The sequence below is a fragment of the Pseudomonas sp. TE3899 genome (assembly GCF_056279105.1).
Genome location: NZ_JBWBQR010000001.1, coordinates 364,136 through 390,000 on the forward strand (window position 1 = coordinate 364,136; position 25,865 = coordinate 390,000).

Annotated in this window: 29 protein-coding genes (1 of these 29 cut by a window edge); 9 read left to right on the forward strand and 20 right to left on the reverse strand. The window is 61.6% G+C overall.

Annotated elements, in window-relative coordinates; translation table 11 throughout:
• Positions 1-40 precede the first annotated feature (40 nt).
• Entirely contained in the window at positions 41-268 is a 228-nt protein-coding gene (locus ACZ89E_RS01710) for an MbtH family protein (protein WP_057713869.1), read from the forward strand.
• A 792-nt stretch (positions 269-1,060) separates the two neighbouring features.
• On the opposite strand, the gene ACZ89E_RS01715 is transcribed toward ACZ89E_RS01710, so the two are convergent.
• The 8 genes from ACZ89E_RS01715 to ACZ89E_RS01750 are packed head-to-tail and all read right to left on the reverse strand — an operon-like array spanning position 1,061 to position 7,201.
• On the reverse strand, positions 1,061-1,963 hold the full coding sequence (locus tag ACZ89E_RS01715; protein ID WP_476254697.1) for a metal ABC transporter substrate-binding protein: 903 nt from the start codon (positions 1,961-1,963) through the stop codon (positions 1,061-1,063).
• Positions 1,964-2,863 (reverse strand): metal ABC transporter permease, encoded by a 900-nt coding sequence (locus ACZ89E_RS01720; RefSeq protein ID WP_133838194.1) that lies wholly within the window; start codon positions 2,861-2,863, stop codon positions 1,964-1,966.
• Complete coding sequence (locus ACZ89E_RS01725; RefSeq protein WP_149661791.1) at positions 2,863-3,606, reverse strand: metal ABC transporter ATP-binding protein; 744 nt, start codon at positions 3,604-3,606, stop codon at positions 2,863-2,865. The genes ACZ89E_RS01720 and ACZ89E_RS01725 overlap by 1 nt, the downstream gene beginning before the upstream one ends.
• Positions 3,603-4,529, reverse strand: a complete 927-nt coding sequence (locus ACZ89E_RS01730; protein ID WP_149661790.1) for a metal ABC transporter substrate-binding protein — start codon at positions 4,527-4,529, stop codon at positions 3,603-3,605. Before ACZ89E_RS01730 ends, ACZ89E_RS01725 begins: the two co-directional genes overlap by 4 nt.
• Before the next feature lie 35 nt (positions 4,530-4,564).
• Entirely contained in the window at positions 4,565-5,137 is a 573-nt protein-coding gene (locus ACZ89E_RS01735; protein ID WP_149661789.1) for a DUF6162 family protein, read from the reverse strand.
• Between the two features lie 2 nt (positions 5,138-5,139).
• Positions 5,140-5,469, reverse strand: a complete 330-nt coding sequence (locus ACZ89E_RS01740) for a hypothetical protein (protein ID WP_149661788.1) — start codon at positions 5,467-5,469, stop codon at positions 5,140-5,142.
• Entirely contained in the window at positions 5,466-6,008 is a 543-nt protein-coding gene (locus ACZ89E_RS01745) for a thiamine pyrophosphate-binding protein (RefSeq protein ID WP_476254698.1), read from the reverse strand. The genes ACZ89E_RS01740 and ACZ89E_RS01745 overlap by 4 nt, the downstream gene beginning before the upstream one ends.
• Positions 6,005-7,201, reverse strand: a complete 1,197-nt coding sequence (locus ACZ89E_RS01750; protein ID WP_476254699.1) for a PepSY-associated TM helix domain-containing protein — start codon at positions 7,199-7,201, stop codon at positions 6,005-6,007. Before ACZ89E_RS01750 ends, ACZ89E_RS01745 begins: the two co-directional genes overlap by 4 nt.
• 318 nt (positions 7,202-7,519) lie before the next feature.
• Here ACZ89E_RS01750 and leuC point away from each other — a divergent pair, with 318 nt between their 5' ends.
• The gene (gene leuC / locus ACZ89E_RS01755; RefSeq protein WP_476254700.1) at positions 7,520-8,941 is read left to right on the forward strand and encodes a 3-isopropylmalate dehydratase large subunit; all 1,422 of its coding nucleotides are present in this window, start codon (positions 7,520-7,522) and stop codon (positions 8,939-8,941) included.
• A complete protein-coding gene (gene leuD, locus ACZ89E_RS01760) occupies positions 8,938-9,552 on the forward strand; it encodes a 3-isopropylmalate dehydratase small subunit (RefSeq protein ID WP_476254701.1) in 615 nt (204 codons plus the stop codon). The genes leuC and leuD overlap by 4 nt, the downstream gene beginning before the upstream one ends.
• A 95-nt stretch (positions 9,553-9,647) precedes the next feature.
• Here leuD and ACZ89E_RS01765 read toward each other — a convergent pair whose 3' ends face one another.
• The 5 genes from ACZ89E_RS01765 to soxR form a co-directional block, all read right to left on the reverse strand.
• Positions 9,648-10,598 carry a LysR substrate-binding domain-containing protein gene (locus ACZ89E_RS01765; RefSeq protein WP_149661783.1) on the reverse strand — a complete coding sequence of 317 codons (951 nt, stop codon included), beginning with the start codon at positions 10,596-10,598 and terminating at the stop codon, positions 9,648-9,650.
• 20 nt (positions 10,599-10,618) lie between these two features.
• Positions 10,619-11,917: a C4-dicarboxylate transporter DctA gene (dctA, locus tag ACZ89E_RS01770; protein WP_476254702.1), complete on the reverse strand. Its 1,299-nt coding sequence runs from the start codon at positions 11,915-11,917 to the stop codon at positions 10,619-10,621.
• Between the two features lie 97 nt (positions 11,918-12,014).
• Complete coding sequence (locus tag ACZ89E_RS01775) at positions 12,015-12,890, reverse strand: alpha/beta fold hydrolase (protein WP_476254703.1); 876 nt, start codon at positions 12,888-12,890, stop codon at positions 12,015-12,017.
• A gap of 284 nt (positions 12,891-13,174) precedes the next feature.
• On the reverse strand, positions 13,175-13,633 hold the full coding sequence (locus ACZ89E_RS01780) for a VOC family protein (protein ID WP_149661779.1): 459 nt from the start codon (positions 13,631-13,633) through the stop codon (positions 13,175-13,177).
• A 322-nt stretch (positions 13,634-13,955) separates the two neighbouring features.
• Positions 13,956-14,405 carry a redox-sensitive transcriptional activator SoxR gene (soxR, locus tag ACZ89E_RS01785; protein ID WP_149661778.1) on the reverse strand — a complete coding sequence of 150 codons (450 nt, stop codon included), beginning with the start codon at positions 14,403-14,405 and terminating at the stop codon, positions 13,956-13,958.
• A gap of 95 nt (positions 14,406-14,500) precedes the next feature.
• On the opposite strand from soxR, the gene ACZ89E_RS01790 reads away from it, so the two are divergent.
• Positions 14,501-14,866: an antibiotic biosynthesis monooxygenase gene (locus ACZ89E_RS01790; RefSeq protein WP_133840633.1), complete on the forward strand. Its 366-nt coding sequence runs from the start codon at positions 14,501-14,503 to the stop codon at positions 14,864-14,866.
• Here ACZ89E_RS01790 and ACZ89E_RS01795 read toward each other — a convergent pair.
• The 4 genes from ACZ89E_RS01795 to msuE all read right to left on the reverse strand — a co-directional run bounded on the left by ACZ89E_RS01795 (position 14,863) and on the right by msuE (position 19,036).
• Positions 14,863-15,966: a sigma-54 interaction domain-containing protein gene (locus tag ACZ89E_RS01795; protein ID WP_123409524.1), complete on the reverse strand. Its 1,104-nt coding sequence runs from the start codon at positions 15,964-15,966 to the stop codon at positions 14,863-14,865. The genes ACZ89E_RS01790 and ACZ89E_RS01795 overlap by 4 nt on opposite strands.
• A 22-nt stretch (positions 15,967-15,988) precedes the next feature.
• Positions 15,989-17,176 carry an acyl-CoA dehydrogenase family protein gene (locus ACZ89E_RS01800; RefSeq protein WP_476254704.1) on the reverse strand — a complete coding sequence of 396 codons (1,188 nt, stop codon included), beginning with the start codon at positions 17,174-17,176 and terminating at the stop codon, positions 15,989-15,991.
• A gap of 140 nt (positions 17,177-17,316) precedes the next feature.
• Positions 17,317-18,462: an FMNH2-dependent alkanesulfonate monooxygenase gene (ssuD, locus tag ACZ89E_RS01805; protein ID WP_123409526.1), complete on the reverse strand. Its 1,146-nt coding sequence runs from the start codon at positions 18,460-18,462 to the stop codon at positions 17,317-17,319.
• Between the two features lie 10 nt (positions 18,463-18,472).
• The gene (msuE, locus tag ACZ89E_RS01810; RefSeq protein ID WP_169373807.1) at positions 18,473-19,036 is read right to left on the reverse strand and encodes an FMN reductase; all 564 of its coding nucleotides are present in this window, start codon (positions 19,034-19,036) and stop codon (positions 18,473-18,475) included.
• Positions 19,037-19,425: 389 nt separating this feature from the next.
• Here msuE and ACZ89E_RS01815 point away from each other — a divergent pair, with 389 nt between their 5' ends.
• The 4 genes from ACZ89E_RS01815 to ACZ89E_RS01830 all read left to right on the forward strand — a co-directional run bounded on the left by ACZ89E_RS01815 (position 19,426) and on the right by ACZ89E_RS01830 (position 23,606).
• Complete coding sequence (locus tag ACZ89E_RS01815) at positions 19,426-19,695, forward strand: hypothetical protein (RefSeq protein WP_476254705.1); 270 nt, start codon at positions 19,426-19,428, stop codon at positions 19,693-19,695.
• A gap of 101 nt (positions 19,696-19,796) precedes the next feature.
• Positions 19,797-20,411, forward strand: a complete 615-nt coding sequence (locus tag ACZ89E_RS01820) for a LysE family translocator (protein WP_149661774.1) — start codon at positions 19,797-19,799, stop codon at positions 20,409-20,411.
• A gap of 163 nt (positions 20,412-20,574) precedes the next feature.
• Positions 20,575-21,732 carry a cysteine desulfurase family protein gene (locus ACZ89E_RS01825; RefSeq protein WP_476254706.1) on the forward strand — a complete coding sequence of 386 codons (1,158 nt, stop codon included), beginning with the start codon at positions 20,575-20,577 and terminating at the stop codon, positions 21,730-21,732.
• Between the two features lie 65 nt (positions 21,733-21,797).
• Positions 21,798-23,606: an aminopeptidase P family protein gene (locus tag ACZ89E_RS01830; protein WP_476254707.1), complete on the forward strand. Its 1,809-nt coding sequence runs from the start codon at positions 21,798-21,800 to the stop codon at positions 23,604-23,606.
• Between the two features lie 45 nt (positions 23,607-23,651).
• Here ACZ89E_RS01830 and ACZ89E_RS01835 read toward each other — a convergent pair whose 3' ends face one another.
• Together ACZ89E_RS01835 and ACZ89E_RS01840 are read right to left on the reverse strand one after the other, a co-directional pair.
• On the reverse strand, positions 23,652-24,242 hold the full coding sequence (locus ACZ89E_RS01835) for a 2-hydroxychromene-2-carboxylate isomerase (RefSeq protein ID WP_476254708.1): 591 nt from the start codon (positions 24,240-24,242) through the stop codon (positions 23,652-23,654).
• Positions 24,243-24,281: 39 nt separating this feature from the next.
• A complete protein-coding gene (locus tag ACZ89E_RS01840) occupies positions 24,282-25,010 on the reverse strand; it encodes an SDR family oxidoreductase (protein ID WP_149661770.1) in 729 nt (242 codons plus the stop codon).
• Between the two features lie 92 nt (positions 25,011-25,102).
• On the opposite strand from ACZ89E_RS01840, the gene ACZ89E_RS01845 reads away from it, so the two are divergent.
• Positions 25,103-25,681, forward strand: a complete 579-nt coding sequence (locus ACZ89E_RS01845; RefSeq protein WP_476254709.1) for a TetR/AcrR family transcriptional regulator — start codon at positions 25,103-25,105, stop codon at positions 25,679-25,681.
• Here the strand turns inward: ACZ89E_RS01845 and ACZ89E_RS01850 are convergent.
• Positions 25,668-25,865, reverse strand: the 3' portion of a protein-coding gene (locus ACZ89E_RS01850; protein ID WP_011335220.1) for a hypothetical protein. It continues 84 nt past the right edge of the window; 198 of the gene's 282 nt are visible here — the last part of the coding sequence; its start codon lies off the right edge, out of view — the gene reads right to left on this strand; the stop codon is at positions 25,668-25,670. The two genes, ACZ89E_RS01845 and ACZ89E_RS01850, sit on opposite strands and share 14 nt — an antisense overlap.

The window sequence follows — 25,865 nt, forward strand, 5'->3', positions numbered from 1 at the left end:
CACGCCGTGCAGCCCACCCCTACAGCGATGGAGACACACCATGACGTCAGTATTCGACCGCGAGGACATCCTCTTTCAGGTCGTGGTCAACCACGAAGAGCAATACTCGATCTGGCCCGACTACAAAGCCGTGCCACAAGGCTGGCGTACCGTGGGCAAGAGCGGTTTGAAGAAAGAGTGCCTGGCCTACATTGAAGAGACCTGGACCGACATGCGTCCGCTGAGCTTGCGCCAGAAGATGGATGAGCAAGCGGCTGTGGCTCACTAAAGTCACTGCGCATAAAAAACCGCTGAACCGGTAACGGTCAGCGGTTTTTTTTGTGATCGTTCCCATGCTCGGCGTGGGAACGAGAAGCCTGCTGGACCGAGAAGATCAGCGGGCTTTTTCAGGTTCGGGATTTGTGTTGTCTTTGAGGCCGTCTTCGCGGGCAAGCCTCGCTCCTACAGAAGGACGCATGATCGTTCCCATGCTCCTAAAGAAGGACGCATGATCGTTCCCACGCTCTGCGTGGGAATGCAGCCCGGGACGCTCCGCGTCCCTTCAAAGCCGAACGCGGAGCGTCCGTTGAGGCATTCCCCCGCAGAGCGTGGGAACGAGAAGCCCGCTGGACCGGGAAGGTCAGCGGGCTTTTCCAGGTTCGGGATTTATGTTGACTGTGAGGTCGCCTTCGCGGGCAAGCCTCGCTCCTACAGAAGGACGCATGATCGTTCCCACGCTCTGCGTGGGAATGCAGCCCGGGACGCTCCGCGTCCCTTCAAAGCCGAACGCGGAGCGTCCGTTGAGGCATTCCCACGCAGAGCGTGGGAACGAGAAGCCCGCTGGACCGAGAAGGTCAGCGGGCATTTTCAGGTTCGGGATTTGTGTTGTCTGTGAGGCCGCCTTCGCGGGCAAGCCTCGCTCCTACAGAAGGACGCATGATCGTTCCCATGGTCTGCGTGGGAATGCAGCCCGGGACGCTCCGCGTCCCTTCAAAGCCGAACGCGGAGCGTCCGTTTTTCAGGTTCGGGATTTGTGTTGTCTGTGAAGCCGCCTTCTCGGGCAAGCCTCGCTCCTGCAGGGTTATGCGCCGCTCAATCCTTTGATCACCAAATCCACATTCCCTTCCAGTTCGGCCACTGGATCGACCCCATCGGTACTTAACACCACCAACCGACTCCCGGCCTCGCTGATCACCGCTTTCAACGCCTCTGACGGTTGGCGATGATGCAACACCACCGCCACATCATTGCCCTTGAGCGTTGCGCCCAGTTGCTTGAGCGCTTCGGGTGTCCACTCGGCATCCGGCCGGGCATCGAGGCCGACCAGTTCCAGATTGAGCCCGCCGATCAGGTAGCTGACGTGATCGCTCAAGCTCAGCACCGTCAGGTTATCGGCACTGGCCAGGCGCGCTTCGCTGTCGGCGCTGAGCTTGAGCAAACGCTGCTTGAGCGTGGCGAGGTTGGCTTCGATTTTCGGTTTGGCCGTCGGCGCCAGACGCACCAGATCCGCCGCCATCACGTCCGCCATGCGCCCCATGTTGTTGCTGGAAAACCATGGCTGACTGTTCAAGCCATCGACCTTGTTACCCGGTTGTACGGCGATGCCGGGCAGGGCACCGTCCACCGGGCGCGCGGCGTCGACTTCGACGATGCGGATATTGCTGCGCCGGGCGATGGGGTAGAGCGGGTCATCCGCCCACAGCGAGCGCAGGCCGATCACCGCATCCGCGTCGGTCGCCAGTTTGGCCAGCGCCGGGGCGCCGCGTCCGGTGAAGTAAGCGGTCTGGCGGCTGCCGGGCAGATTGTCCGGTGCGGCCCGTTCGAGGCTGACGTCGGTGCCTTTGAGCAAGACTTCGCCCAAGCCGTAAGTGATTGGCAAGGACGCCAGCACCCGCAACGGTTTGGCGCTGTCCGCCGAAAAAGCGGTGTGGACCACGCCGCACAGGGCCATGGCCAGGGTCAGTTGACGCAGATTAAAAGTCATTTATCCGAGATTCCCTTTCAGGCTTGGAACGACGCCGCGCGCAATGGCGGACAGGGCGAAGGCGATACCGGCCACCAGAATGATTGCGGCGCCGGACGGGATGGGCAGGTCGAACACAATCGGCGCCAGAATCCCGCACAACGTGCTGACCGTGGCGATCGCCACCGAACACCAGAAGAAACCCTTCAACGACTGACTGAGCAACCGCGCCGCCGCTGCCGGGATCACCAACAACGCACCGACCAGAATCGCGCCGATTACCTTCACCGCCGCGACGGTGATCAACGTCACCAGAATCACGAACAGGTAATCCAGGGTCTTGACCGCCACCCCACGCACCGCCGCCAGTTGCGGGTTGAAACTGGCGAGCATGATGCGGTTGTACAGCGGCAGGGCCAGGGCCATCACCAGCGAACCGACAATCGCCAGCACCAGCAAATCATTGCCGTTGACCGTCAGCACCGAACCGAACAGTACGTTCTCCAGAATGTGCACGTTGATCTTGCCCGCCAGAATCAACAACAGGCTCGCGCCCAACGCCAGGGATACGGACAGGAACACCCCGATCAGCGTGTCCGGCGCCAGGCCGGTACGGTTGCGCAGGTAATTGAGCAGGATGCCGAACAACAGGCAATAACCGAACAGGCTGCCATACGGCCCGGTGTAGGGTTCGCCGAGCAGGATGCCGATGGCCACGCCGGTCAGCGCCGCGTGACCCACCGCCTCAGAGAAAAACGCGAAGCGCTTGACCACCACCAGCGTACCCAGACCACCGAGCACCGGGCCGATCAACAGCCCGGCGAGCAGCGCGTTGACCACAAATCCATAGGCCAGCGCCTCCGGCAGATAACCCGCAGAGGCCCAGCCCTGGACCATCAAGCGAAAGGCTTCATAACTCATCAGGCCGCGCTCCGTGGATGGGTCGAAAACAGGGTCAGCAAACGCTCCGGGGTCAGTGCCTGTTTCGGCGTGGCGTCGAACAGCACCCGGCGATTGAGCCCGGTGACCCGATCCGCCAGACGCCCGACTGCTTCCAGATCGTGCTCGATCCACAGCACCGTGATGCCGCTCTGGCGCCAGTCGCCCAGCAGCCGTTCAAACACCTGAATCCCGGCTTCATCCAGCGCCGACATCGGTTCGTCGAGCACCAGCAATTGCGGCGCCGGGATCAGCCCCTGGGCCAGCAACACGCGCTGGCGCTCACCGCCGGACAACGCGCCCATGCGCCGCTTGCGTTTGTCCTGCATGCCGACCCGCTCCAGCGCTTCGCCAATCGCTGCCGCGTAATGCTTGCTCAAGCCGAGAAATGCCGGGCGCCGCTGACACATGGCGGCCATGAAATCGTCGACGGTCATCGGCAAGCCCCGGTCGAACTCCAGCGCTTGCGGCACGTAGCCGATGGTGCCGGGCGCGTCGGGCCACTGCAGGCTCAAGCGACCCTGATGGGGCATTTGCCCGAGCAAGGTCTTGATCAGCGAGCTCTTGCCGCCGCCGTTGGGGCCGACCAGCGCATGCACGCTGCCGGGCTGGACCTGGAAGGTCACCTGGTCGAGGATCGTCGTGCGCCCGAGGGTCAGGCTGACGTCGGCGAAATCCAGGGTCGGGCCGGCGCTTTGTAGCGCCAGGTTTTCTTGAGCGGTCATGCGCCGGACTCCTGAATCGCCCGTACCACGGTGTTGAGGTTGCCGGTCATTTCCTTTTCGTATTTGTCGGCGGTGTATTCGCCGTAGGAAATGTGCGACAGCGGATACAGTTTCACCCCGGATTCACGCTGGATGGTCTCGACGTAGGTGGAGGGGAAATCCATCTCGGAGAAGATCACCTTCACGTCCAGTTCACGCAGTTGATCGATGGTCTTTTTCAACTGGCTCGGGCTCGGTTCGATGCCGTGGGCCGGCTCGACCACGGCGGTGACTTCCAGGCCAAACTCGCGCAGCAGGTAGTCGTAGGCCGCGTGGACCGTGGCCACTCGCAGTTCGGCGTTCGGCGCCTGGGTCAGTTTGGCCAGGGCGTCGGCGCGCATCTGCCGCAGGCGTTTGCCGTAGGCGCGGGCGTTCTGGGTGTAGGTCTTGGCGTTGTCCGGGTCGAGCTTGCCCAGTTCCCGGGCGATGTTGTTGACCTGGGCAATCGAGGCGCTGATCGACAGGAAGGTGTGCGGGTTGACTACCTTGCCGGCACCCCGGGCGGCGGTGCCGGTGGCGGCCAGCAGCGGCACGTTTTCGTTGGCTTCGATCACCGGGATGTTCGGGGTTTCGCTGGCGGCGATCATGCGGTCGGCGAAGTCGTCATGGCCCACGCCGTTGAGCACGATCACGTCGAGCCCGCTGATGCGCTTGATGTCTTCGGCCCGGGGTTCGTAGGCGTGGGGATTGAAACCGGCCGGAATCAGCGGCACCACTTCGGCCTTGTCGCCGACGATATTGGCCACGTAGCTGTAATAAGGGTGCAGGGTGATGCCGATGCGCAGGCGCTTGGCCTGATCGGCGCTGGCCAGTGGCGTCAGCAGGCAAGCCAGCACGCCAACCACGATCAGGCGCGAGAAAGAACGAAGCGATGAAATAGGCATGGGAAAGCGGTCTTCTCTCGGGTGATGGCGAGGGGTCAGTGCCGGTGCTGGCGGGTCACGCCGGCATCGAATTGCGCGACGATCTGCTGCCAGCCGGCGCTTTCCAGCGCGGCGTCAGTCAGGTCGGTCGGCGTCGTGAGGGCTTCGCCGCGATTGAGCCAGACGTCCGGCGCATCATCGTCAGCGGTCAGGCGCATCAGGAATGAACCGGCCACGGTCGGCGTCTGGCTCTGGCCGAAATACGCCTTGGCATCGAGCAACTGCCAGGCATGTCCGCCGCGACTGACCGAACTGGCGTCCTGGGCAAACGGCGCAAAACCTTCATCGGCCAGGGCTTCGGGAGTAGGCAGCGTGGTTTGCTCCTGGCGCAGCAGGTGAATCTCGTCCAGGGTCACTCGCAGGTCGGCGTAGATGCCTTGTTCGGAGGCGCTCAGGTCGCGGCGCGCATCCAGTTGATGGCTGCTGACGCTGCTCGTTTCCTGGGACTCGTGGCGCCAGGCAACCACCGAGCCGGCAACCCCAAGGATCATCAGGCACAACAGCAACACGTAGAGGGTTTCATGACCGGCACCGGCCGGGCGCACGAGTTGGGTGGTGGGCGTACTCATGTTCACGGTGCCTCAATGTCGGCTTGGTCGATCTCGACCACGTGGCCGGGGCCGGCGTCGAACAGCACGTAGAACTCGGCGGCGGGTTTCTTGAAGACCACGGTCGAATCGGCACCGAGCTTGCCCGGCACGAGAATGGTTTCGTCGTAGCCGATCACATCCAGCGTCACCCCCGGCGCACCGCTGCCGTCGGAGAAACCGCCGGTGCACTTGATCTGCTCGGCGTCGATGGCCTTGCACTCGCACATCGGGTTGTGGGCCAGGGCATGGGCGCTGAAACCGGCACCGAGTACCAGCAGTGCGACGCGTAGAGGTCGAAAAAGGTTGATCATGGTTTGCCTCCTTGTTGGTTCAGCCAGGCGATGGTGGCCAGGGATGCCTGGCTCAGGGGGATCGAGGCCTGGTGCATGCTGCCGTCCCAGCCTTCCATGGTGATCCACAGCTCGGCGTCGGCTTTGGTTTTTTCCGGCACCGGCACCGAGGCGCCCATGCGGTATGGCGTGCCGAAGAAAATCACCCCGGCGGCGCGCAGGCTGCGGGGTTTGCCGATGCGCAGGTAGGTGGCCTTGACCGGCTCGATACAGGCATCGCACAGCGCGGCATTGAAGCCTTTCATGTAGCCGGCCGGGCCATCGCGGCGCGGCGCTTCATTGCGCAACTCGGCCAGGCGCAGGCTCCAGGGGCCGACCTGGATTTCGCCGATTTCCCGTTCGCCGAGGCCGCTGTCACCGCGAAACAACGCGGCGTCACTGAAGTACTTGGGCATGAAACCCAGCGGGATCAGCAGCAACAGGATGTTCAAGTGGAAACGCCATTTGTGCCACAGCACGCTCAGGCGCGAGGGTGTTGGGGCTGCAGTGATTTTGCTCACAGGCTGGCCTCCGACGTTTCGCGGTTGACTGGCGCCGTGGCGCTGCGCTGTTTCTTGTGGCTGCGCTTGAGCGCATTGGCGGTAGCGAGGGCGGTGCGCTTGGTCCAGATCAGCAGGCCGCTGAGCACCATCATGCTCAGCACCAGACCGAAGAAAAACCAGATCAGCTTGATCCACAGGCCGCCGAAATCCCCGGTGTGCAACGGGCGCATGGATTCGGTGACGAACTCCAGCGTGCTGCGGTCCGAGATCAACCGCGAGGCGGCGATTTCACCGTTGTACGGGTTGATGGTCGCGGTCTGGAACATCAGCGGATACCAACCACGTCCCCCCACATCCAGGTGGCTATAGGCGTTGCCCGGCAGGCTGACAAAACTGGCCTCCAGCCCCGGTATTTTCTGCATGGCGATTTCAATCGCGCGATCAATGTCGATCTGCGCGGGTGGCGTACCGTCCGGCGAGAGCGGCACGGCTTCACGGGCCATGGCGGGAATGATTTGTGCGCTGGAAATGGACACCTGGTTGTCGAACAGCATGGCCTCAATCAGGAACCAGGTGCCGGTGATGGAAATGACGGCGATGAACCAGATCGACCAGATCCCGCTGAGGCGGTGAAAGTCGCCCCAGAAAATCCGCGCGCCGTGACGAATGCGTAACGTCGGGCGCAGGAAACCCTTCCAGAACTTCTTGTAGACCACCAGCCCCGTAATCAGTGAAACCAGCAGCGGCAAGCCGAGGAACGACACCAGGTACCAGCCCCAACTGTAGCCATTGGTGAACGGCACCAGCCACCAGCCATGCAAGGCGCGGGTGAAGGCCTTGAAGTTGAACTCCGGCGCGACACCCTGGATCACGCCGCTGTACGGGTTGACGTACACCGTCACCGAGCGCCCGTCGGGGTAGCTGACGTCAACGTCGAGGGCAAAATGCGATTCATCGGGACGGCTGATGGCCTGGACCAGGGTTTGCGGCTCGGCTTTTTTCATGGCCGCCAGAATCTGGTCGTAGCTGAGCAGCGGCGCATCGTCCGACGGTGGGCTGGCGCGCATTTGCGGGTTGGCCAGCCAGACGATTTCCTGGCTGACGACGGCCAGGGTGCCGGTCACGCAGACGATCAGCACGAAAAACCAGATCGGCAGCGCCAGCCAGCTATGCACCAGAAACCAGAGTTTGGAACGGGATTTCTTCGACATGATTAAAGGTCTTGTTTCGATGAGAGGGCCTCTGCCACGGGCTTCGTCGCACGGTGACCCCTGAAAGGCCAGGCCGTGGCTTTTGCCTACGCGGCCTGACTGCATCTACATAAGACGGATGAGCAACGGAAATCCCGAAGGGTGATATGAAAGTAAATGTTTCGTATTGCAGTTTGGGAGTGGGGTAGACCGTGGGAAAAGATCGCAGCCCTCCTTCATCCAACACGATCCATGTTCCAAGCCATCACTCTGCGGCCATTGATGCCCAACCCCCGCTCCTTAAGATGGAACCCAGACGTCCCCCGAGCGAGCACCTCCATGACCCGAGCCAGAACCCTCTACGACAAACACATCGACGCCCACACGGTGTGCCGCCTCGATGACCAGGGCCATGTCCTGTTGTACATCGATCGCCAGGTCATCAACGAATACACCAGCCCCCAAGCCTTCAGCGGTTTGCGCGAAGCCAAGCGCGCTGTGTGGCGCCCGGACACCGCGCTGGCCGTGGTCGATCACGTCAACCCCACGGCCCCGGTACGCGTCGCTGCGATGCCGGATGCCGGCGGGGCGCGGCAGGTGTCGTACCTGGCGGAAAACTGCCGGGACTTCGGCATCGAGTTGCTGGACATCCTCGACAAACGCCAGGGCATCGAGCACGTGATCGCCCCGGAGCAGGGCTTCATCCTGCCGGGCATGGTCATCGCCGCCGGCGACAGCCACACCACCACCTATGGCGCTCTCGGGGCCTTCGGTTTCGGCATCGGCACCTCGGAGATCGAACACCTGCTGGCGTCCCAGACCCTGGTCTACAAACGCCTGAAAAGCATGCGCGTGAGCGTCGAAGGCGAATTGGGTACCGGGCTGACCTCAAAGGACGTGATCATGGCGCTCATCGGCCAGATCGGCGCATCGGGTGCCACCGGCTACGCCATCGAATTTCGCGGCTCGACCATCGATGCCTTGAGCGTCGAAGCGCGGATGACCATCTGCAACATGGCGGTAGAGGCGGGTGCCCGAGGCGCATTCATGGCCCCGGACGAAAAAGTCTTCGCCTACCTCAAGGACAAACCTCGCGCCCCAAAAGGCGAGTTGTGGGATCGCGCCGTCGAGCAATGGCGAAGCCTGCACAGCGATGCAGATGCGCAGTTCGACCGTGAAGTTTCAGTCGATGCCAGTTCTCTGGAACCCATGGTCACCTGGGGCACCAGCCCGGACCAGGCCTCACCCATCGGCGCTCGCGTCCCGGACCCGCAGGATGTCAGCGACCTGATCCTGCGCCAGGACATGCGCCGCGCCCTTACCTACATGGGCCTGGAAGCCGGCATGCCCCTGAGCGAGATCGTCATCAGCCATGCGTTTATCGGTTCCTGCACCAACGCGCGCATCGAAGATCTGCGCGATGCCGCCAGCGTGGTGCGCGGCAAACACGTGGCCGAGCATGTGCGGGCGATGATCGTGCCCGGTTCCACCGAAGTGCGCGATCAGGCCGAAGCTGAAGGGCTGGCGGCGATCTTTATCGAGGCCGGGTTCGAATGGCGCCAGTCCGGTTGCTCGATGTGCCTGGCAATGAACGACGACGTGCTGGCACCCGGCGACCGCTGCGCCTCCAGCACCAACCGCAATTTCGAAGGCCGCCAGGGCGCCGGAGCCCGCACCCACCTGATGAGCCCGGCGATGGTCGCCGCCGCCGCGATCACCGGGCGCCTGACCGACATCCGTCATTTTGGAGATCGCACATGAGCCAGCAACCCTTCACCCACGTCAGCGGCAAAGCCGCGCCGATGCTCGCAGCCAACATCGACACCGACGTGATCATGCCCAAGCAATTCCTCAAGGGCATCGACCGCGCAGGGCTGGATCGTGGGTTGTTTTTCGACCTGCGGTTTTTGCCGGACGGATCGCCTAATCCTGAGTTCGTGTTGAACCAGCCGGCGTGGCAGGGCGCGAGTTTTATGGTGGTCGGGCCGAATTTCGGCTGCGGATCGAGCCGGGAACACGCGGTCTGGGGGTTGAAACAGATGGGCATTCGCGCGCTGATCGGCTCAAGCTTTGCCGGGATCTTTTATGACAATTGCCAGCGCAACGGGGTGTTGCTGATTACCGTGGACGAGGCGGTGGTGCAGCGGCTGGGGCGGGTTGTTAGCCAGCCGGACAGTGCGCAAATCAGCATCGAGCTGGAGGCGCAGCAGATTCGCTTGAGCGATGGCCAGGTCATCCCGTTCGAAATCGATACCTTGCGCAAGACCGCGTTGTTGCTGGGGCTTGATGCCATTGGCAGTACCCTTCAGCGCAGCGAGCAAATCAAAGCCTTTGAGCGTGAGCATCTGGCTGCGAATCCCTGGTTGGGCTGACATCGTTTTCGCGGGCAAGCCTCGCTCCTACACGGTCCACGTTGAACCGTTGGAGCGAGGCTTGCCCGCGAAGAGGCCCGCCCATTCACCGCACTTCAAACCGACAGCTCTTTGAAATGCGCCTGCAAAAACTCCACACACGCGCGTAACTTCCCGGAATACGCCAACCGCGTCGGGTACACCGCCCACACATTCGCACTCTGGGTGTAATCCGCCAGCACCTGCACCAGCCGGCCTTGCTCCAGCAACGGCTTCACATCCCACAATGAGCGCAACAACACCCCGCGCCCATCCAGTGCCCACTGCAAGACAATCTCGCCGTTGTTGGACGACAACGGCCCGCTGACCCGCACGCTTTCCTGGACCCCGTCGCGCTCCAGGTTCCAGATGCCGAACGCGTTGTCGCGCTCCTTGATCACCAGGCAATGATGCTGCTCCAGATCCGCCAGGGTCTGCGGTGTGCCGTGGCGTTGCAGGTAACCGGGGGCCGCGCACAACACGCGCCGGTTGCTCACCAGCCGCCGACCGATGTGCTGGCCGGGAATGTCATCGCCGACGCGGATCTCCAGGTCGAAACCTTCGCTGACGATGTCCACCACCCGGTCGAACAGGTCCAGGCGAATCTCCAGTTCCGGATAACGCTCGGCCAACAGCGACACGGCCGGCGCCACATGGTTACGGCCGAAACCGAAACTGCTGCACACATGCAGGCGCCCACGAGGGCTGTCGTGGGCGTCGGAGAGTTCGTCTTGCAGTTGCTGGAAGTCATCGAGAATGCGCAAGGCCCAGCGCTGCACCCGCTCGCCGTCCTCGGTCAGCGCAATGCGCCGGCTGGTGCGATGCAGCAGGCGGGTGCCGAGGGTGGTTTCGAGAATCTGGATGCGCTTGCTGACATAAGCAGGGGACAGCCCCAGCTCATCGGCGGCTGCGGCGAAACCGTTTTTGCGGATGACGGTGAGCAGGACTCGCAGGTCTTCGGGTAGGGGCACGGTGTCTTTCTTGAGGGTCATGGCAGAACGAGCACTGGCGGCATGAGCCGCCAGCATAGCATCGCCGTTTGCAGGATTTATTCAGCGGTAACGTTGGCGGCCGCCCGGGCATGTCGCCCACGCTTGAGGGCAATCGGCGTCATTTTGCTGCGGTCCAGTTCACCTTCCCACGCGGCGACCACCAAGGCTGCCACGGCGTTGCCGATGATGTTGGTCAGGGATCGGCATTCCGCCATGAAGCGGTCCACGCCGAGGATCAGCACCATCGCCGCCACCGGTACCGTTGGCACCACCGCCAGGCTCGCCGCCAATGCAACAAAACCGGCACCGACCACTGCGCCCGCGCCTTTGGAAGTGAGCATCGCCACCGCCAGCAAGGTCAGTTGCTGCTCCAGCGTCAGGTCGATATTGGTCGCTTGAGCGAGGAACAACACCGCCAGGGTCATATAGATGTTGGTGCCGTCGAGGTTGAAGGTGTAGCCGGTCGGTACGACGATCCCCACCACGCCTTTCGACGCACCGAGGCTTTCCAGTTTCTGGATCAACTGCGGCAGCGCCGATTCCGAAGAACTGGTGCCGAGCACAATCAACAACTCAGCCTTGATGTATGCCAGCAACTTGAAAATGCTGAACCCGGCATAACGAGCGATGCTGCCCAGCACACAGACGACGAAGATAAACGCGGTGAGATAGAAGGTGCCGATCAGCTTCAGCAACGGCAGCAGCGAGCCGAGACCGTACTTGCCGATGGTGAACGCAATCGCACCAAATGCACCGATGGGCGCGACGCGGCTGATGATGCCGACGATGCGGAAAAACACCTCGCTGGCCTGATTGATGATGCCCACCAGCGGCCGAGCCTTTTCCCCGACCATCACCAGGGCAATGCCGAACAGCACCGAAACGAACAGCACTGGCAGGATTTCCCCTTGGGAGAACGCCTCGAAAAACGTGGTGGGAATCACATGCAGCAGAAACCCGGTCACGCCTTCGCCGTGTTGCGCCTGGCCAACAAAACCGGCAATGGCCGAGGTGTCGAGGGTCTTCACGTCGATGTTGAAACCCGCGCCCGGATGCAACGCATGGGCGGCGAGCAAGCCGATCAACAACGCGATGCTGGACACCACTTCGAAATACAACAGCGCCTTGCCGCCGACCCGACCCACCTGTTTCACGTCGTGCATGCTGGTGATCCCGGAGACCACGGTGCAGAAGATGATCGGGCCGATGATCATCTTGATCAGCTTGATAAAACCGTCGCCCAACGGCTTGAGGTCGATGCCGATCTGCGGCCAGTAATGCCCGATCACAATGCCCATCGCGATGGCGATAAGCACCTGCACATAGAGGGTTCCCAGCAGTTTTCTGATTGTCATTTTTATTATCTCGAGACGGTTTTTGGGCATGACGATCCCGCGCGGGCCCGTTAAGGCCCGCGATGGGAGGTGGATTCAGGTCAGGCTGTGGCGGGTGTCAGCGCAGGAAAGGCAGGACCTCGGCGAGCAACAGTTCGGGGGCTTCTTCGGCGATGTAATGGCCGGCGGGCAGCGCTTTACCGCGCACGTCGGTGGCGACGAGTTGCCATTCCTTCAGCGGCTCGAAGCCACGGCCGACGGTGCCTTCGGCGCCCCACAGCACCAGCAAGGGCAGGTTCAAATGACGGCCGGCGTCGAGGTCGGCGCGGTCATGATCAAGGTCGATGCCGGCGCTGGCGCGGTAGTCCTCGCAGATCCCCCGGGCGGTGCCGGGCAACTTCAGGCAGCGCAGGTATTCGCCGAACGCCTCGGCGGTGAACGGCTTGAGCCCGGCGCTGCGGCTGCCCATCACGCTGCGCAGGTAGGATTCGGGATCAGCCTCGATCAGGGTTTCCGGCAACGGCGCCGGGCGGATCAGGAAGAACCAATGCCAGTAGGCGCGGGCGAAGGCTTCGTTGGTTTGGGCGTACATCGATAGGGTCGGCGCGATATCCAGCAGCACCATGCGTTGCACGACGGCGGGGTGATCCAGCGCCAGGCGATGGGCAACCCGGGCGCCACGGTCGTGGGCCAGCACCGAGAACTGCTCGAAGCCCAGGGACTTCATCAGTTCGACGCCGTCCTTGGCCATTTCCCGTTTGGAATAGTTAGTGTGGTGGTCGTTGGCCGGCGGTTTGCCGCTGTCGCCGTAGCCCCGCAGGTCGACGGCGACCACGGTGAAATGCTCGGCCAGTTGCTCGGCGATCTTGTGCCAGATGACGTGGGTCTGCGGGTGCCCGTGCAGCAACAGCAAGCCCGGGCCGGTGCCGCCGATGCGGTAGGCGATGTCCACGCCGTTGACGTGGCGCTGGTCTTTCAGGAATCCGGCGAACATGGGGAATGACTCCTTGTTGTAGTTGCCTGCATCCTGAAATTGTTCGGCGGCTACGGCAAGGCGCAAAGCGTGGGGCGGTTGTTCATGAAGTGTGTAGAACCACCTGTGGCGGGGGGGGGCTTGCCCCCGTTGGGTTGCGAAGCGGCCCTGAAATCTGCGAATGCGTTGATCGTTCTCACGCTCTGCGTGGGAATGCAGCCCGGGACGCTCCGCGTCCCTCCAAAGCCGAACGCGGAGCGTCCGTGGAGGCATTCCCACGCAGAGCGTGGGAACGATCATGGTGCTCAACCCTGCTGAAACATCTCCTTGGCCCGTTGCTCAATCTGCTCCTGGGTCAGATCCTCCTTGCGCGTCGCCAGGAACCACAAGTGCCCATAGGGATCCTTCAAGGTCCCCGAGCGGTCGCCATAAAACTGATCCTTGACCTCGGACACCACCGTGCCCCCGGCGGCAATCGCCTGTTTGTAGGACTTGTCGACATCGGTCACATACAGGTGCAGCCCCACGGACGGTGATCTGTCCGGGTTGCTCAGCGGTCCTTGATCGCACGGCGTGCCGAGCATGATCGGGCAGTCGCCGATGCGCAGTTCGGCGTGGCCGATACCGCCGTCGGGCATGCTCAGGCGCATCACTTCAATGGCGTTGAAGGCTTTTTTGTAGAACTCGATGGCCTCGGCGGCTTTCTGGATGCCGAGGTAGGGGGTGATGCTGTGATAACCCTCTGGAATGGGTTGGACGCTCATAACGGTTCTCCCTTGTTGTTGTGAGTTGAAGGTGTTCCTTCGCCGGTTTCCGGTCGGATAACTATAGGTCAGGGCTACCGCCGATACCGAGTGCCCGACGAGCAGCAGCGCCACTGTTCAGCCATCAACAGCGAAGCAGCAGATTGCCAGGGTTTGCCACCTTTAACGCCGTTTAACCTCCCGGAACGGCAGTTCATTCTGACCCGCTATAAAGGGCAGATTGCGCCGGGGTTCTAAATGATCGTTTCCATGGCCTGCGTGGGAATGCCTCAAGGGACGCAGAGCGTTCCGGGCTGCATTCCCACGCGGAGCGTGGGAACGATCACTCCAGCAGCTGCGCCCCAGGTCCTTGCTCCCCGAGCACATCGCCAAAGTTGCGCAACGGACACGCTTCCATCGACAGACACCCACAGCCAATGCAGCCATTGAGCCGGTCCCGCAACAAGGTCAATTGCTGAATCCGCTGATCCAGATCCCGGCTCCACCGCGCCGACAACACCTGCCAGTCCGCCGCCGTCGGCGCGCGGTTGTCCGGCAATGATTGCAGCGCTTCGGCAATCTCCGCCAACGGAATCCCCAGCCGTTGCGCGACCTTGATCAACGCCACTCGGCGCAACACTTCCCGCGGATAGCGGCGCTGGTTGCCCTGGTTGCGATGGCTTTTGATCAAGCCCTTGGTTTCATAGAAGTGCAGGGCGGTCACGGCCACGCCGCTGCGGGTGGCGACTTGGCCGACGGTCAGTTCCTTGTGCAGGTTTTCCGGGGTAACCATTTAAAAAAAGCCTCTTGACCTCTAGTTAACTAGAGGTTTTACCCTGCAGGCCTTCGGATCGCAAGATCCGGTTACAAGGTGAGTGGGGACTATTCATGCCAACGTCAGCGAAAAACCGCAGTTTCACCCAACTGATCGAATTCGAGATCGAGCCGCATCAACAACCCGCGCTGGTGTCGGCGCTGTCCGCTCAGACCGAGCGCCTGGCCCAGGATTTCAGCGGCTTCTTGAGCGCGAGCATCCAGGCCAGCGACGACGGCCGGCGGGTGCTCAATTACTTGCAATGGCAATCCCGGGAGGCCGGGGAAGCCGCGTTCCAGCGCTTTGAAAGCGGCGAGCAGGATTTCTGGCACCTGATCCGCGCCCATCAGGCGAAAACCGTGACCTTCGGCTCATTCCAGGTGTTGCACAGCCTGGAGCGCAGCCATGACGACGCGCTGCACTGCAACCTAGTGAGTTAGATCGACAACTGCATCAAGCGCTCGCCCTGCACGTTCTCCGTGGGGCGGCGCTTGTTCACCGCCAGTTCGCCGATCTTGATCAAGCGCGTGCGGGTCACGTTGCGGCTCAATCCCAACAATGCGGCGGTGTGCACCTGGTTGTAATGGCTGAAGCGATACGCCGCGCGCAGCAGGGCGTCTTCGACCTTTTCGTGCAGCGCCCCGGCCTGTTCCTCGAAAAGCTTTTGAAACGCCCGGTCGAGCAAGGCTTCCGGTGAATCGTCGACCGTGCCGTGGTGATCGTCCTGACGCTCGATGCGCATGTTCGACAGGCGCAAGTCATCCCGTTCGATAACGCCGTTACGGCAGATCAGCAGGGTGTGGTGAATGACGTTTTCCAGTTCGCGGATGTTGCCCGGCCAACTGTAGCTGCGCAGTTTCAGCTCGGCCTCTTTGCTGATGGTGATGGTGCCGTAGCCGAGGCGCTGGCTGTAGGCTTCGACGAAATGCCGGGTCAGGGGCAGGATGTCGCCGGGGCGGTCGCGCAAGGGGCTCAACTCCAGGCTGACCACGTCGAGGCGGTAATACAGGTCTTCGCGGAAATGCCCGGCGTTGATGGCTTTCTCCAGTTGCACATTGGTCGCCGCCAGCACCCGCACGTCGATGGGAATGCTCTTGCGCGAGCCCAGGCGCACCACTTCCCGCTCCTGCAACACCCGCAGCAACTTGACCTGGATCGCCATCGGCAAATCGCCGATTTCATCGAGGAACAAGGTGCCGCCGTCGGCCTCTTCAAACCATCCAGCCTTGGCACTCAGGGCTCCGGTGAAGGCACCTTTTTCGTGGCCGAACAACTCGGCTTCCACCAGAGATTCGGAGAACGCACCGCAGTTCACCGCCACGAATGGCCGGTTGCGCCGGGCGCTGAGGTTGTGGATATGCCGCGCCACCAACTCCTTGCCGGTGCCGGTTTCACCGATGATCAGCACGCTGGCTTCACTCGGTGCGACCTGTTGCAAATGCGCGAGCAAGGCCTGGGATTTCGGGTCTTCGAACACCTGCGCGGTGGCGCGGATCGACGTGGCGAGGGCGGGCGAGGGCGGTAGGGTCAGCAGTTGCATGGCAGGCTCCATGAAGAGAAGGTCAGGAATAGAAAGTCGGAATCGGCAGGGACTGGTTCAGCGCCCAATCACCCAGTTCATGGAGTTTGTAATCCACCGGGTCGTGCAGGGTTTGCGTGCGCAGGTTGCGCCAGTGGCGATCCAGGCGCAGCGAGGCGTGAGTCGAGCGCGCGCCGGTCACTTCGAACAGACGGCTGCACAGTTCCAGGCCATTGCGGGTGGCGGCGACCTTGGCCGTGGCGATGGCGGTTGCCAGATGCCCGCGCTCTTCGGCGCTGAGATTGGGGCCTTTGGCCCAGGCCTTGTCGAGCAGGTCGGCGGCGCGTTCCACCAACAGGCGGACGCCTTCAAGGGCGACCCAGAATTCGCCGTAATGGGCGAGCACATACGGGTCTTCGCGCACATCCTGGGCGCTGGATTTATGCCAGGGCCGGGTTTCGGTCAGGGTGTATTGCCGCGCTTCTTCGAAGGCACCTTCGGCGATGCCGAGGAACAAATGGGTGAAAGTCAGCTGGGCGATTAATGGCCGCAGGCAGGCGAACGGCGTGCTCAATGGGCCGGGATCGAGGAGCAATTCCGACTCTTCGACCCGCACCCGTTCGAAAGTCGCGCTGCCGCTGTCGGTCTGGCGCTGGCCCATGTTGTTCCAGTCGTTGTGCAGGGTGATGCCGCTGCGACCGCTGGGGATTGCGGCGATCAACAGCTTGCCGCCGGCACTTTCATCCACCGCCGAGGCGATCAGCATTTGTGAATCGCTGGCGCCGGAGCAGAAGCTTTTCTTGCCGGAAAACTCGCGCCAGCCGCCGAGGTTTTTCACCACGGTGCGGGTGTCCAGCGGGTTGAGGGCGTTGCCCCAGAACCAGTTCTTGCGCGCCGTTTGTTCGAACCACGGCTGCCACTGTTCGGGCTTGGCGAACAGCCGGACGGTGGCGAGCATCAGGTGATGAAAACCGAAGACATGCGCGATGGAGCTGTCGACCTTGGCGAACTCGCGCACGATGGTCAGGGTTTCACTCCAGCTGGCGCCGAGGCCGCCGTACTGGGTGGGAATGCTCAGCGCGAGCAGACCGCTGTGGCGCAGGGCATCACGCTCGGCTTTGGGCGTGCCGCCACGTTCGTCGCGCTCAACGGCGGTCAGGGCAAACTCAGCTGCCAGTTGGCGAGCGGTGTGCAAGGGGGAGAGCAGGGCGCTTTGTGGTTTGGCCGTCACGCGGGGGATTCCTTATTTCTGGAGACCGATCGTTCCTACGCTCTGCGTGGGAATGCCTCTGGGGACGCTCCGCGTCCAGTGACGCGGAGCGTCACGGGCTGCATTCCCACGCAGAGCGTGGGAACGATCAGGCGTGGCGGTCAGGCCGTGGCTTTGGTCGGCAGCACATCATTGGCAATCATTTCGCCAAACGGCCCGGTGAGGTTGGTCACACCGCGTCCGGCCAGGCTCGCGTACGGTTCCGGCAACAGCGGGAACACCAGCTCGGCAAAGCGATACGCCTCTTCAAGGTGTGGATAGCCGGAGAAGATAAAACTCTCGATCCCCAGGTCCGCGTACTCCTTGATCCGCGCCGCCACTTGCTGCGGATCGCCCACCAACGCGGTCCCGGCGCCGCCGCGCACCAGGCCGACACCGGCCCACAGGTTGGGCGCGATTTCCAGGTTGTCGCGACGCCCGTCGTGCAACGCCGCCATGCGTCGCTGACCTTCGGAATCAAAGCGCGAGAACGATTTCTGCGCGGCGGCGATAGTCTCGTCGCTGATGTGCTCGATCAGTTTGTCCGCGGCTTTCCATGCCTCTTCGGCGGTCTCGCGCACGATCACATGCAGGCGAATCCCGAACTTCACCGTGCGCCCATTGCGTGCGGCACGTTCACGCACATCGGCGAGTTTTTCCGCCACGGCGGCCGGTGGCTCGCCCCAGGTCAGGTACACGTCCACCTGCTCGGCGGCGAGTTCATGGGCCGCTTCCGACGAACCGCCGAAGTACAGCGGCGGATAAGGCTTCTGCACCGGCGGATACAACGCCTTGGCGTTCTGCACTTGCAGGTGTTTGCCTTCGAAATCCACCGACTCGCCTTGCAGCACGCGACGCCAGATCTGCAGGAACTCATCGGTGACTTCGTAGCGTTCGCTGTGATCGAGGAAGATCCCATCGCCCCGGTTTTCATCCGGATCGCCGCCGGTCACCACGTTGATCAGCAAACGGCCGTTGGACAGTCGATCCAGGGTGGCAGCCATGCGCGCCGATACCGTCGGCGAGATAATCCCGGGACGGATCGCCACTAGATATTTCAGACGTTCAGTCAACGGCACCAACGCCGAGGCAATCACCCACGAGTCTTCGCAGGAGCGGCCGGTGGGAATCAGTACACCGTGGTAGCCAAGACTGTCGGCGGCCTGGGCCACTTGTTTCAAATAGTTGAGCGTCACCGGGCGGGCGCCCTGGGTGGTGCCCAGGTAATGGCCGTCGCCGTGGGTCGGCAGAAACCAGAAAACATCCATGAAGAGATCCTTAAGCGATTTTCAGCAGATTTTTGGGGTGCACACCAAACAGCGGCGCGGCGCGTTCTGCAGCAAGACGAATGCGGGCCTTCAAGGGCTCACTGGTTATTTGGTAATTCGAGAAATCGGCTTCGGTGGCGTAGACGCCAATCGGCAAGGTCAGGGCCTGGAAGAAACTGAACAGCGGACGCAGTTGATGATCGAGCACCAGCGCGTGACGTTCGCTGCCACCGGTAGCCGCCAACAGCACCGGGGTGTTGATCAGCGCATTCAGGTCGATGAGGTCGAACAGGTGCTTGAGCAGGCCGGGGTAGGAACCGCGGTAAACCGGCGCGGCGACGATCAGCAAATCAGCGCTTTCGATGGCTTGCAGCTCGGCTTCGACCTCGGCGCTCAGTTCCTGACGGGCCAGCGCCGCACCCAGTGGTCGGGCGATGTCGCCCAGTTCGATCAGCTTGCTCTCGATCGGCAACTGTTCACCGAGTTCGGCCAACAGCGCTTGGGTCAGCACCAGGGTGCGGGACGGACGCCAGGTACCGCCGGAGAGGGCAACGACTTTCAATGGACGCGACATGATCAGTTCCTTTTTAAACAGTTGCTCAGGGAGCAGTGAAGAGTCACTGGGCTTGAGCAAGACCTGTACCAATCCTTCGGAGCCCCGTTTTCCGGGGCTTTGAGCGCCGTGATCGACGCAAACTGTGCGATTGGCAGGGCTGTTTGTTGAATGACTGTTGCCAGGCAAACAGTTGCGTGGGCAACAGTGGGTGCAGCGATGTTGTTGTTATAAAGGCTCTCTGTTATTCCGTAAAAGATCATTAAAAGATATTTATAGATCTTTATTGAATATGTGAGATGCGGGCGTTTGATCCTGATACCCACTATCGAGAGCGTTGATTTCTGCCAGACCCTGGCCGGGCGTAGCCTTCACCCATCGCCAAACACAACTTTGTCAGGACGCTCCCCATGAACCGCTTACTCACTGTTTCCTTGCTCCTCGCCGTTTCTGTTCTCGCCGGATGTGCCAGCCATGTTTCACCGGAATTGCGGCCCTATACCGCTGAAGAAACCAAGGAATTGGCGCTGGAAACCTTGAACCGCCAAGGGTTGTCCTTCGACGAATACCACGCGAAAAAAGCCGCGCTGCTCGGCCAGCCACAGAAGTCATTCGGTTTCGATAGCCAGGGCGAGATGAACGCCGAACGTGCCGTACACCTGCACGGTCGTCCAAGCTAAGCCGCGACTGTACCGCTCGAACTTTTACGCAACTGTCCGTGGGTTTCCCGGTAGGTGTGCGATAGGGTCAATACCTGACTGACCCTGACGGACTGCCACCGATGACGCTCTCGTTCGATCTGCTGCTGGGCTTCGCCCTGTTTGCCCTCGTGACCTCCATCACCCCAGGCCCAAACAACACCATGTTGTTGGCATCGGGCGTGAACTTCGGCTTTAACCGCACCATCCCCCATATGCTTGGCATCACCTGCGGCTTCTTTGTCCTGGTGGTCGCGGTGGGTTTTGGCCTGGGCGCGGTGTTTAAGACCTATCCGTTGCTCTACACCGTCCTGCGTTACGTCGGCGCGGCGTACTTGCTGTACCTGGCCTGGAAAATCGCCCACTCCGGGCCGGTTTCCGACAGCGATAAGGGTGAGAGCAAACCGATCAGTTACCTCAGCGCCGCGGCGTTTCAGTGGGTCAATCCCAAGGCCTGGATCATGGCCATTGGCGCCATCAGCACCTACACGCCGATGCAGGGTTATTTCACCAATGTGATCGTGATTGCCGCGGTTTTTGCCTTGATCAACCTGCCGAGCGTCGGCGTCTGGGCCGGTTGCGGCACGTTGTTGCGCAATGTATTGAAGGATCGTCGCTGGTTGCGCGTCTTCAACTGGGGCATGGCCTTGCTGCTGGTGGCTTCGCTGTATCCGTTGTTGATCGAAAGCTTTAGCTGACGCATTGCTTCAACCGGTTGCCCGATGCCTGTTAAGCTCGACTTCAGGAGCGTTCCTACGCACTTTGAAATGAAGTCGTATTTCTTTAACAGCATCCGATCAGGTATTGCTGGTGTCCTTACCCCGCATACCTGATCCCGGAACACGCTCTGCGAGCCTTTTTATGAATAAACGTCCGTTGTATTTCGACTACGCCGCCACCACGCCGGTGGATGAACGGGTCATCAAGGTCATGGTCGAGTGTCTGGGTTTCAACGGCAATTTCGGCAACCCGGCGTCCAGCTCCCATGCGTTTGGCCAACAGGCCCGGCAATCGGTCGAGCAAGCGCGCCAGCAAGTCGCCGAACTGGTCGGTGCCCAGGCCGATCAGATCGTCTGGACTTCCGGTGCCACCGAATCGAATAACCTGGCGTTGAAGGGCGTCGCCCAGGCCCGGGGTGTGTCCGGCGGTCACATCATCACCAGCCAGATTGAACACAAGGCGATTCTCGACACCGCGAAACAATTGCAGGACGCCGGTGTGGCGGTGACCTATCTGGTGCCGGACGCCGATGGCCTGATTACTCCGCAAGCGGTCAGCGAAGCCATGCGCGACGACACCTTCCTGGTGTCGCTGATGCTGGTCAATAACGAATTGGGAACGGTCAACGACATCCCGGCCATCGGTCAGGTGGTGCGTAATCGCGACGCGTTGTTTCACGTCGACGCCGCCCAGGGTGCGGGTAAAGTCGTGATCGATCTGGCCGAGTGGCCGGTGGACCTGATGTCGTTTTCCGCGCACAAGATCTACGGCCCCAAAGGCATCGGCGCGCTGTATGTCGGCCCGCGGGCGCAACAGCGCTTGCAGGCGCAGATCCACGGCGGCGGTCACGAGGGCGGGTTGCGTTCCGGCACCCTGGCCACGCATCAGATCGTGGCCATGGGCGAAGCGTTTGCGTTGGCGGCGAGCTTGTTCGATGACGAGAAAGCCACCATCGTTCATCTGCGCGAGCGCTTGCTCGAACACCTATTGAGTATTCCCGGCGTGCGCCTTAACGGCAGCGCGGCCCAGCGTATTCCTCACACCTTGAGCCTGACCTTCGGCGAAGGCGAGTTCAATGCCGCGACGCTGGGCCATTCGATCGCGTTTTCCGCGACCTCGGCCTGCAACTCCGCGAGCAATACGCCTTCCCATGTGCTGCTAGCCTTGGGGCACGACGCCCGTTCGGCCGGTCGCACCATCCGCTTAAGCCTGGGGCGGTTCACCACCGAGCAGGATATCGACCAAGCGGTTCAACTGATTAAAGCGGCCTGTGCCAGCGCGCCGGCGTTCTGGCAATAAGCCGTTAAAGCGCCGACTCAGATCGGCACTCAACAATAATGATGAAGTGGTTAGCAGGAGACATGATGAGTACGCAGCCTTTGACCAATGGATTGGTACCCCAGCGCCTGGCGCAAACCCGTGAGCTGATGAGCCGGGAGGGCATTCACGCCCTGCTGGTGCCGTCGGCCGACCCGCACTTGTCCGAATACCTGCCGGGTTACTGGCAAGGACGGCAATGGCTGTCGGGCTTTCACGGCTCGGTGGGCACCCTGATTGTTACGCCGGATTTCGCCGGCGTCTGGGCCGACAGCCGTTACTGGGAGCAAGCGAGCAAGGAGCTCAAGGGCAGCGGTATCGAACTGGTCAAGCTGCAACCGGGTCAACCGAGCCCACTGGACTGGTTGGCCGAACAAACCCCTGAAGGTGGCGTCGTTGCCGTTGATGGTGCGGTGATGGCCGTGGCTTCGGCGCGTACGCTGGGGAGCAAGCTCGAAGAGCGCGGTGCTCGCCTGCGCACTGACATCGACCTGCTGAGCGAAGTCTGGAGTGACCGGCCAAGCCTGCCGAACGAACCGATTTATCAACATTTGCCGCCGCAAGCGACGGTCAGCCGTGGCGAGAAACTCGGCAAGTTGCGCGAGGTTTTAAAAGAGCGCGGTGCCGATTGGCATTTCATTGCCACCCTGGATGACATCGCGTGGCTGTTTAACTTGCGCGGCGGCGATGTGTCGTTCAACCCGGTGTTTGTCTCCTTCGCCTTGATTAGCCAGGAGCAGGCCACCCTGTTCGTCGCCTTGAGCAAAGTCAGCGCCGAACTGCGCGCAATCCTGGAACAAGACGGCGTGACCCTGCGCGATTACAGCGAAGTGGCCGACGCATTGCGCGCCGTGCCAAGCGGGGCGAGCCTGCAGGTCGACCCGGCCCGCGTCACCGCCGGGCTGCTGGAAAACCTGAACAGCGGCGTGAAGCTGCTGGAAGGGCTGAACCCGACCACCCTGGCCAAATCCAAAAAAAGCCTGGATGACGCCAAACACATCCGCCAGGCCATGGAGCAGGACGGCGCGGCGCTGTGCGAATTCTTCACCTGGCTGGAGTCGGCCTGGGGCCGTGAACGCATCACCGAACTGACCATCGACGAGCATCTGACCGCAGCGCGTATGCGGCGCCCGGATTATGTGTCGCTGAGTTTCAACACCATCGCCGCGTTTAACGCCAATGGCGCGATGCCGCACTACCACGCCACTGAAGAAGAACACGCGGTGATCGAGGGCGACGGTCTGTTGCTGATCGACTCCGGCGGCCAATACCTGGGCGGCACCACCGACATTACGCGGATGGTGCCGGTCGGTACGCCAACCGACGAGCAGAAACGCGATTGCACGCGGGTGCTCAAGGGCGTGATCGCCTTGTCCCGGGCGCAGTTTCCAAAAGGGATTTTGTCGCCGTTGCTGGACGCCATCGCTCGTGCGCCGATCTGGGCGGAAAGCGTCGATTATGGTCACGGCACCGGGCATGGCGTCGGCTACTTCCTCAACGTTCACGAAGGCCCGCAAGTGATTGCCTATCAAGCCGCGGCCGCGCCACAAACCGCGATGCAACCAGGAATGATCACTTCTATCGAGCCGGGGACGTATCGTCCAGGGCGCTGGGGCGTGCGGATTGAAAACCTGGTGTTGAACCGTGAGGCGGGAACAAGCGAGTTCGGTGAATTCCTGAAATTCGAAACCCTGACCCTGTGCCCGATCGACACCCGTTGCCTGGAGCCGTCGCTGCTGACCGAGGACGAGAAACAGTGGTTCAACGCCTATCACGCTGAAGTGCGCGAACGCTTGAGCCCGTTGCTCGACGGTACCGCGCTGGAGTGGTTGAACACGCGGACTGCGGCCATCTGAGCGGAGTGAGTTCAGGCGCTCCAACGAGCGCCTGGCTCATGCCATTCAGCTCAGGGCTTCAGCGACGAAGTCCAGCCGGTCCTGGCCGAAGAACAGCTGATTATCGATAAACATGCTCGGCGCACCGAACACGCCGCGTTGCACCGCCTTCTCGGTATTGTCCTTGAGGGCGGCTTTGACTTCCTCGTCGGCGGTCAGGGCCAGCACCTCGTTCGGATCAAAACCCTTCTGCGTCAGCACGGCCGCGACGGTCGCCGGGTCATCGAGGCTCTGACCTTCGACCCACAGCGCAGTGAACAGACAATCAATAAATGCCTGGAAACGCTGCGGATGCCGCAGTTGCATGCCCATGACGGCGCGCATCAGCATCAGCGTATTGATTGGGAAATGCGGGTTGAATTTCAGCGGCACACCATAGCGTTTGGCGTAGCGGTCCAGATCCTCAAACATATAGCGACCCTTGGCCGGGATGGTCGCGGGTGAGGCATTGCCGGTGGCTTTGAAAACGCCGCCCAGCAGGATGGGGATGTAGGTCAGCCGGCTGTCGGTCTGCGCGCAGATCTTCGGCAGTTGGGTGTAGGCCAGGTAGGTGGCGGGGCTACCCAGGTCGAAATAGAACTCCACGGTTTTGCTCATGGTTGATGCACTCTGCTTATTGTTGTTGTGGGGGAGGACTTACCAGCGTTCGTTCCACGGGCGCAGGTCGAGTTCGAACGTCCAGGCGTCCCTCGGCTGGCTGTGCAAGTACCAGTAGTTTTCGGCGATGTGCTCGGGGTTGAGAATGCCATCCTGATCCTTGGTCGCGTACTTTTCCGGGAAACTGTCGCGGATGAAGTCGGTGTCGATGGCGCCGTCGACCACGACGTGGGCGACATGGATGTTCATCGGCCCCAGTTCCCGGGCCATGCTTTGGGCGAGGGCGCGTATGCCGTGCTTGGCACCGGCGAATGCGGCAAACCCTGCCGCACCACGCAGGCCAGCGGTGGCACCAGTAAACAGGATCGTCCCTTGTTGGCGTTTCGCCATGCGCTTGGCCACTTCCCGAGCGTTAAGGAACCCGGAGAAGCAGGCCATTTCCCAAATCTTGAAATACTTGCGGGCGGTTTCTTCGAGGATGCTGCACGGCACGTTGGCGCCGATATTGAAGACGAATGCTTCGATCGGGCCGATCTGGGTTTCGATCTGCTCGACCAGTGCAATCACATCCTCTTCCTTGCGTGCGTCACAGGCAAAACCGTGAGCCTCGCCACCGCTGGCCTTGATGGCATCCACCAGCGGTTGGAGTTTGTCGGCGCTGCGACGGGTGACGCAAGCAATGAAGCCTTCCTGGGCAAAACGTTTAGCGATGGCGCCGCCGGTAGCATCTCCGGCGCCGACAACCAGTACGACCTTCTTGTTATTCATAGGTAGATCCCTTTGGTAAACGATCGTTAACTGAACGAACGTTATGCTACGATCCGGCGAACGTCAAGGCGATCAATCCCGAGGACAAGGCAATGCGCTACTCGCCCAATCACAAGCTGGAAACCAAAGAAAAACTGCTGGAAAGCAGTGCGGTGTCAGCCAAGAAGTCTGGTTTTGCCATGGTCGGCGTCGACAGTTTGATGAAGGCGATCGGCTTGAGCGGCGGGGCGTTCTACAGTCACTTTTCGTCGAAGGACGAGTTGTTCGCAGCGATCGTCGAACGAGAGCTGTGCCAAAGTCTGGCGCGGTTGGGCGGCAATGGTGAGCAGGATCACGCCAGGCTTGAACGCTGCCTCAAGCATTACTTGAGCATGGCCCATGTCGAGCAGCCTGAGTCCGGGTGTGCTTTGCCGGCGCTGGGGGCGGAGATTGCCCGCTCAGACCTTGCGGTACGCCAGCAGGCAGAGATCTGGATTTGTCGGCTTCAGGAGGTTTGGGCACGGATCCTGGACAGCGACAGCCTGGCGTGGGCGATTCTGTCGCAATGCATCGGTGCACTGGTCGTGGCGCGAATGTTGGCCACTGCGGATATACAGCGAACCGTGCTGCAGTCCAGTCAAGACGAGATTGGCCGCCAGATTGCCGGGCGGCATCAAGCTACTTGCAAATGACGATCATACTGCGACTGGTGTAACCGGCGGGGTTGAGGCCGAACGGATAGTCACCGGGCTCTTCCACGGCGTCCCCGGATTTGGCGATGACCTTGTAACCTTTTGGCGCACACGAATTGGCGGCGCTGGTGTAGCACTTGTCCCAAGAGGACGAGAGCCCTGAACAGTTGATATGCAGCCCTTT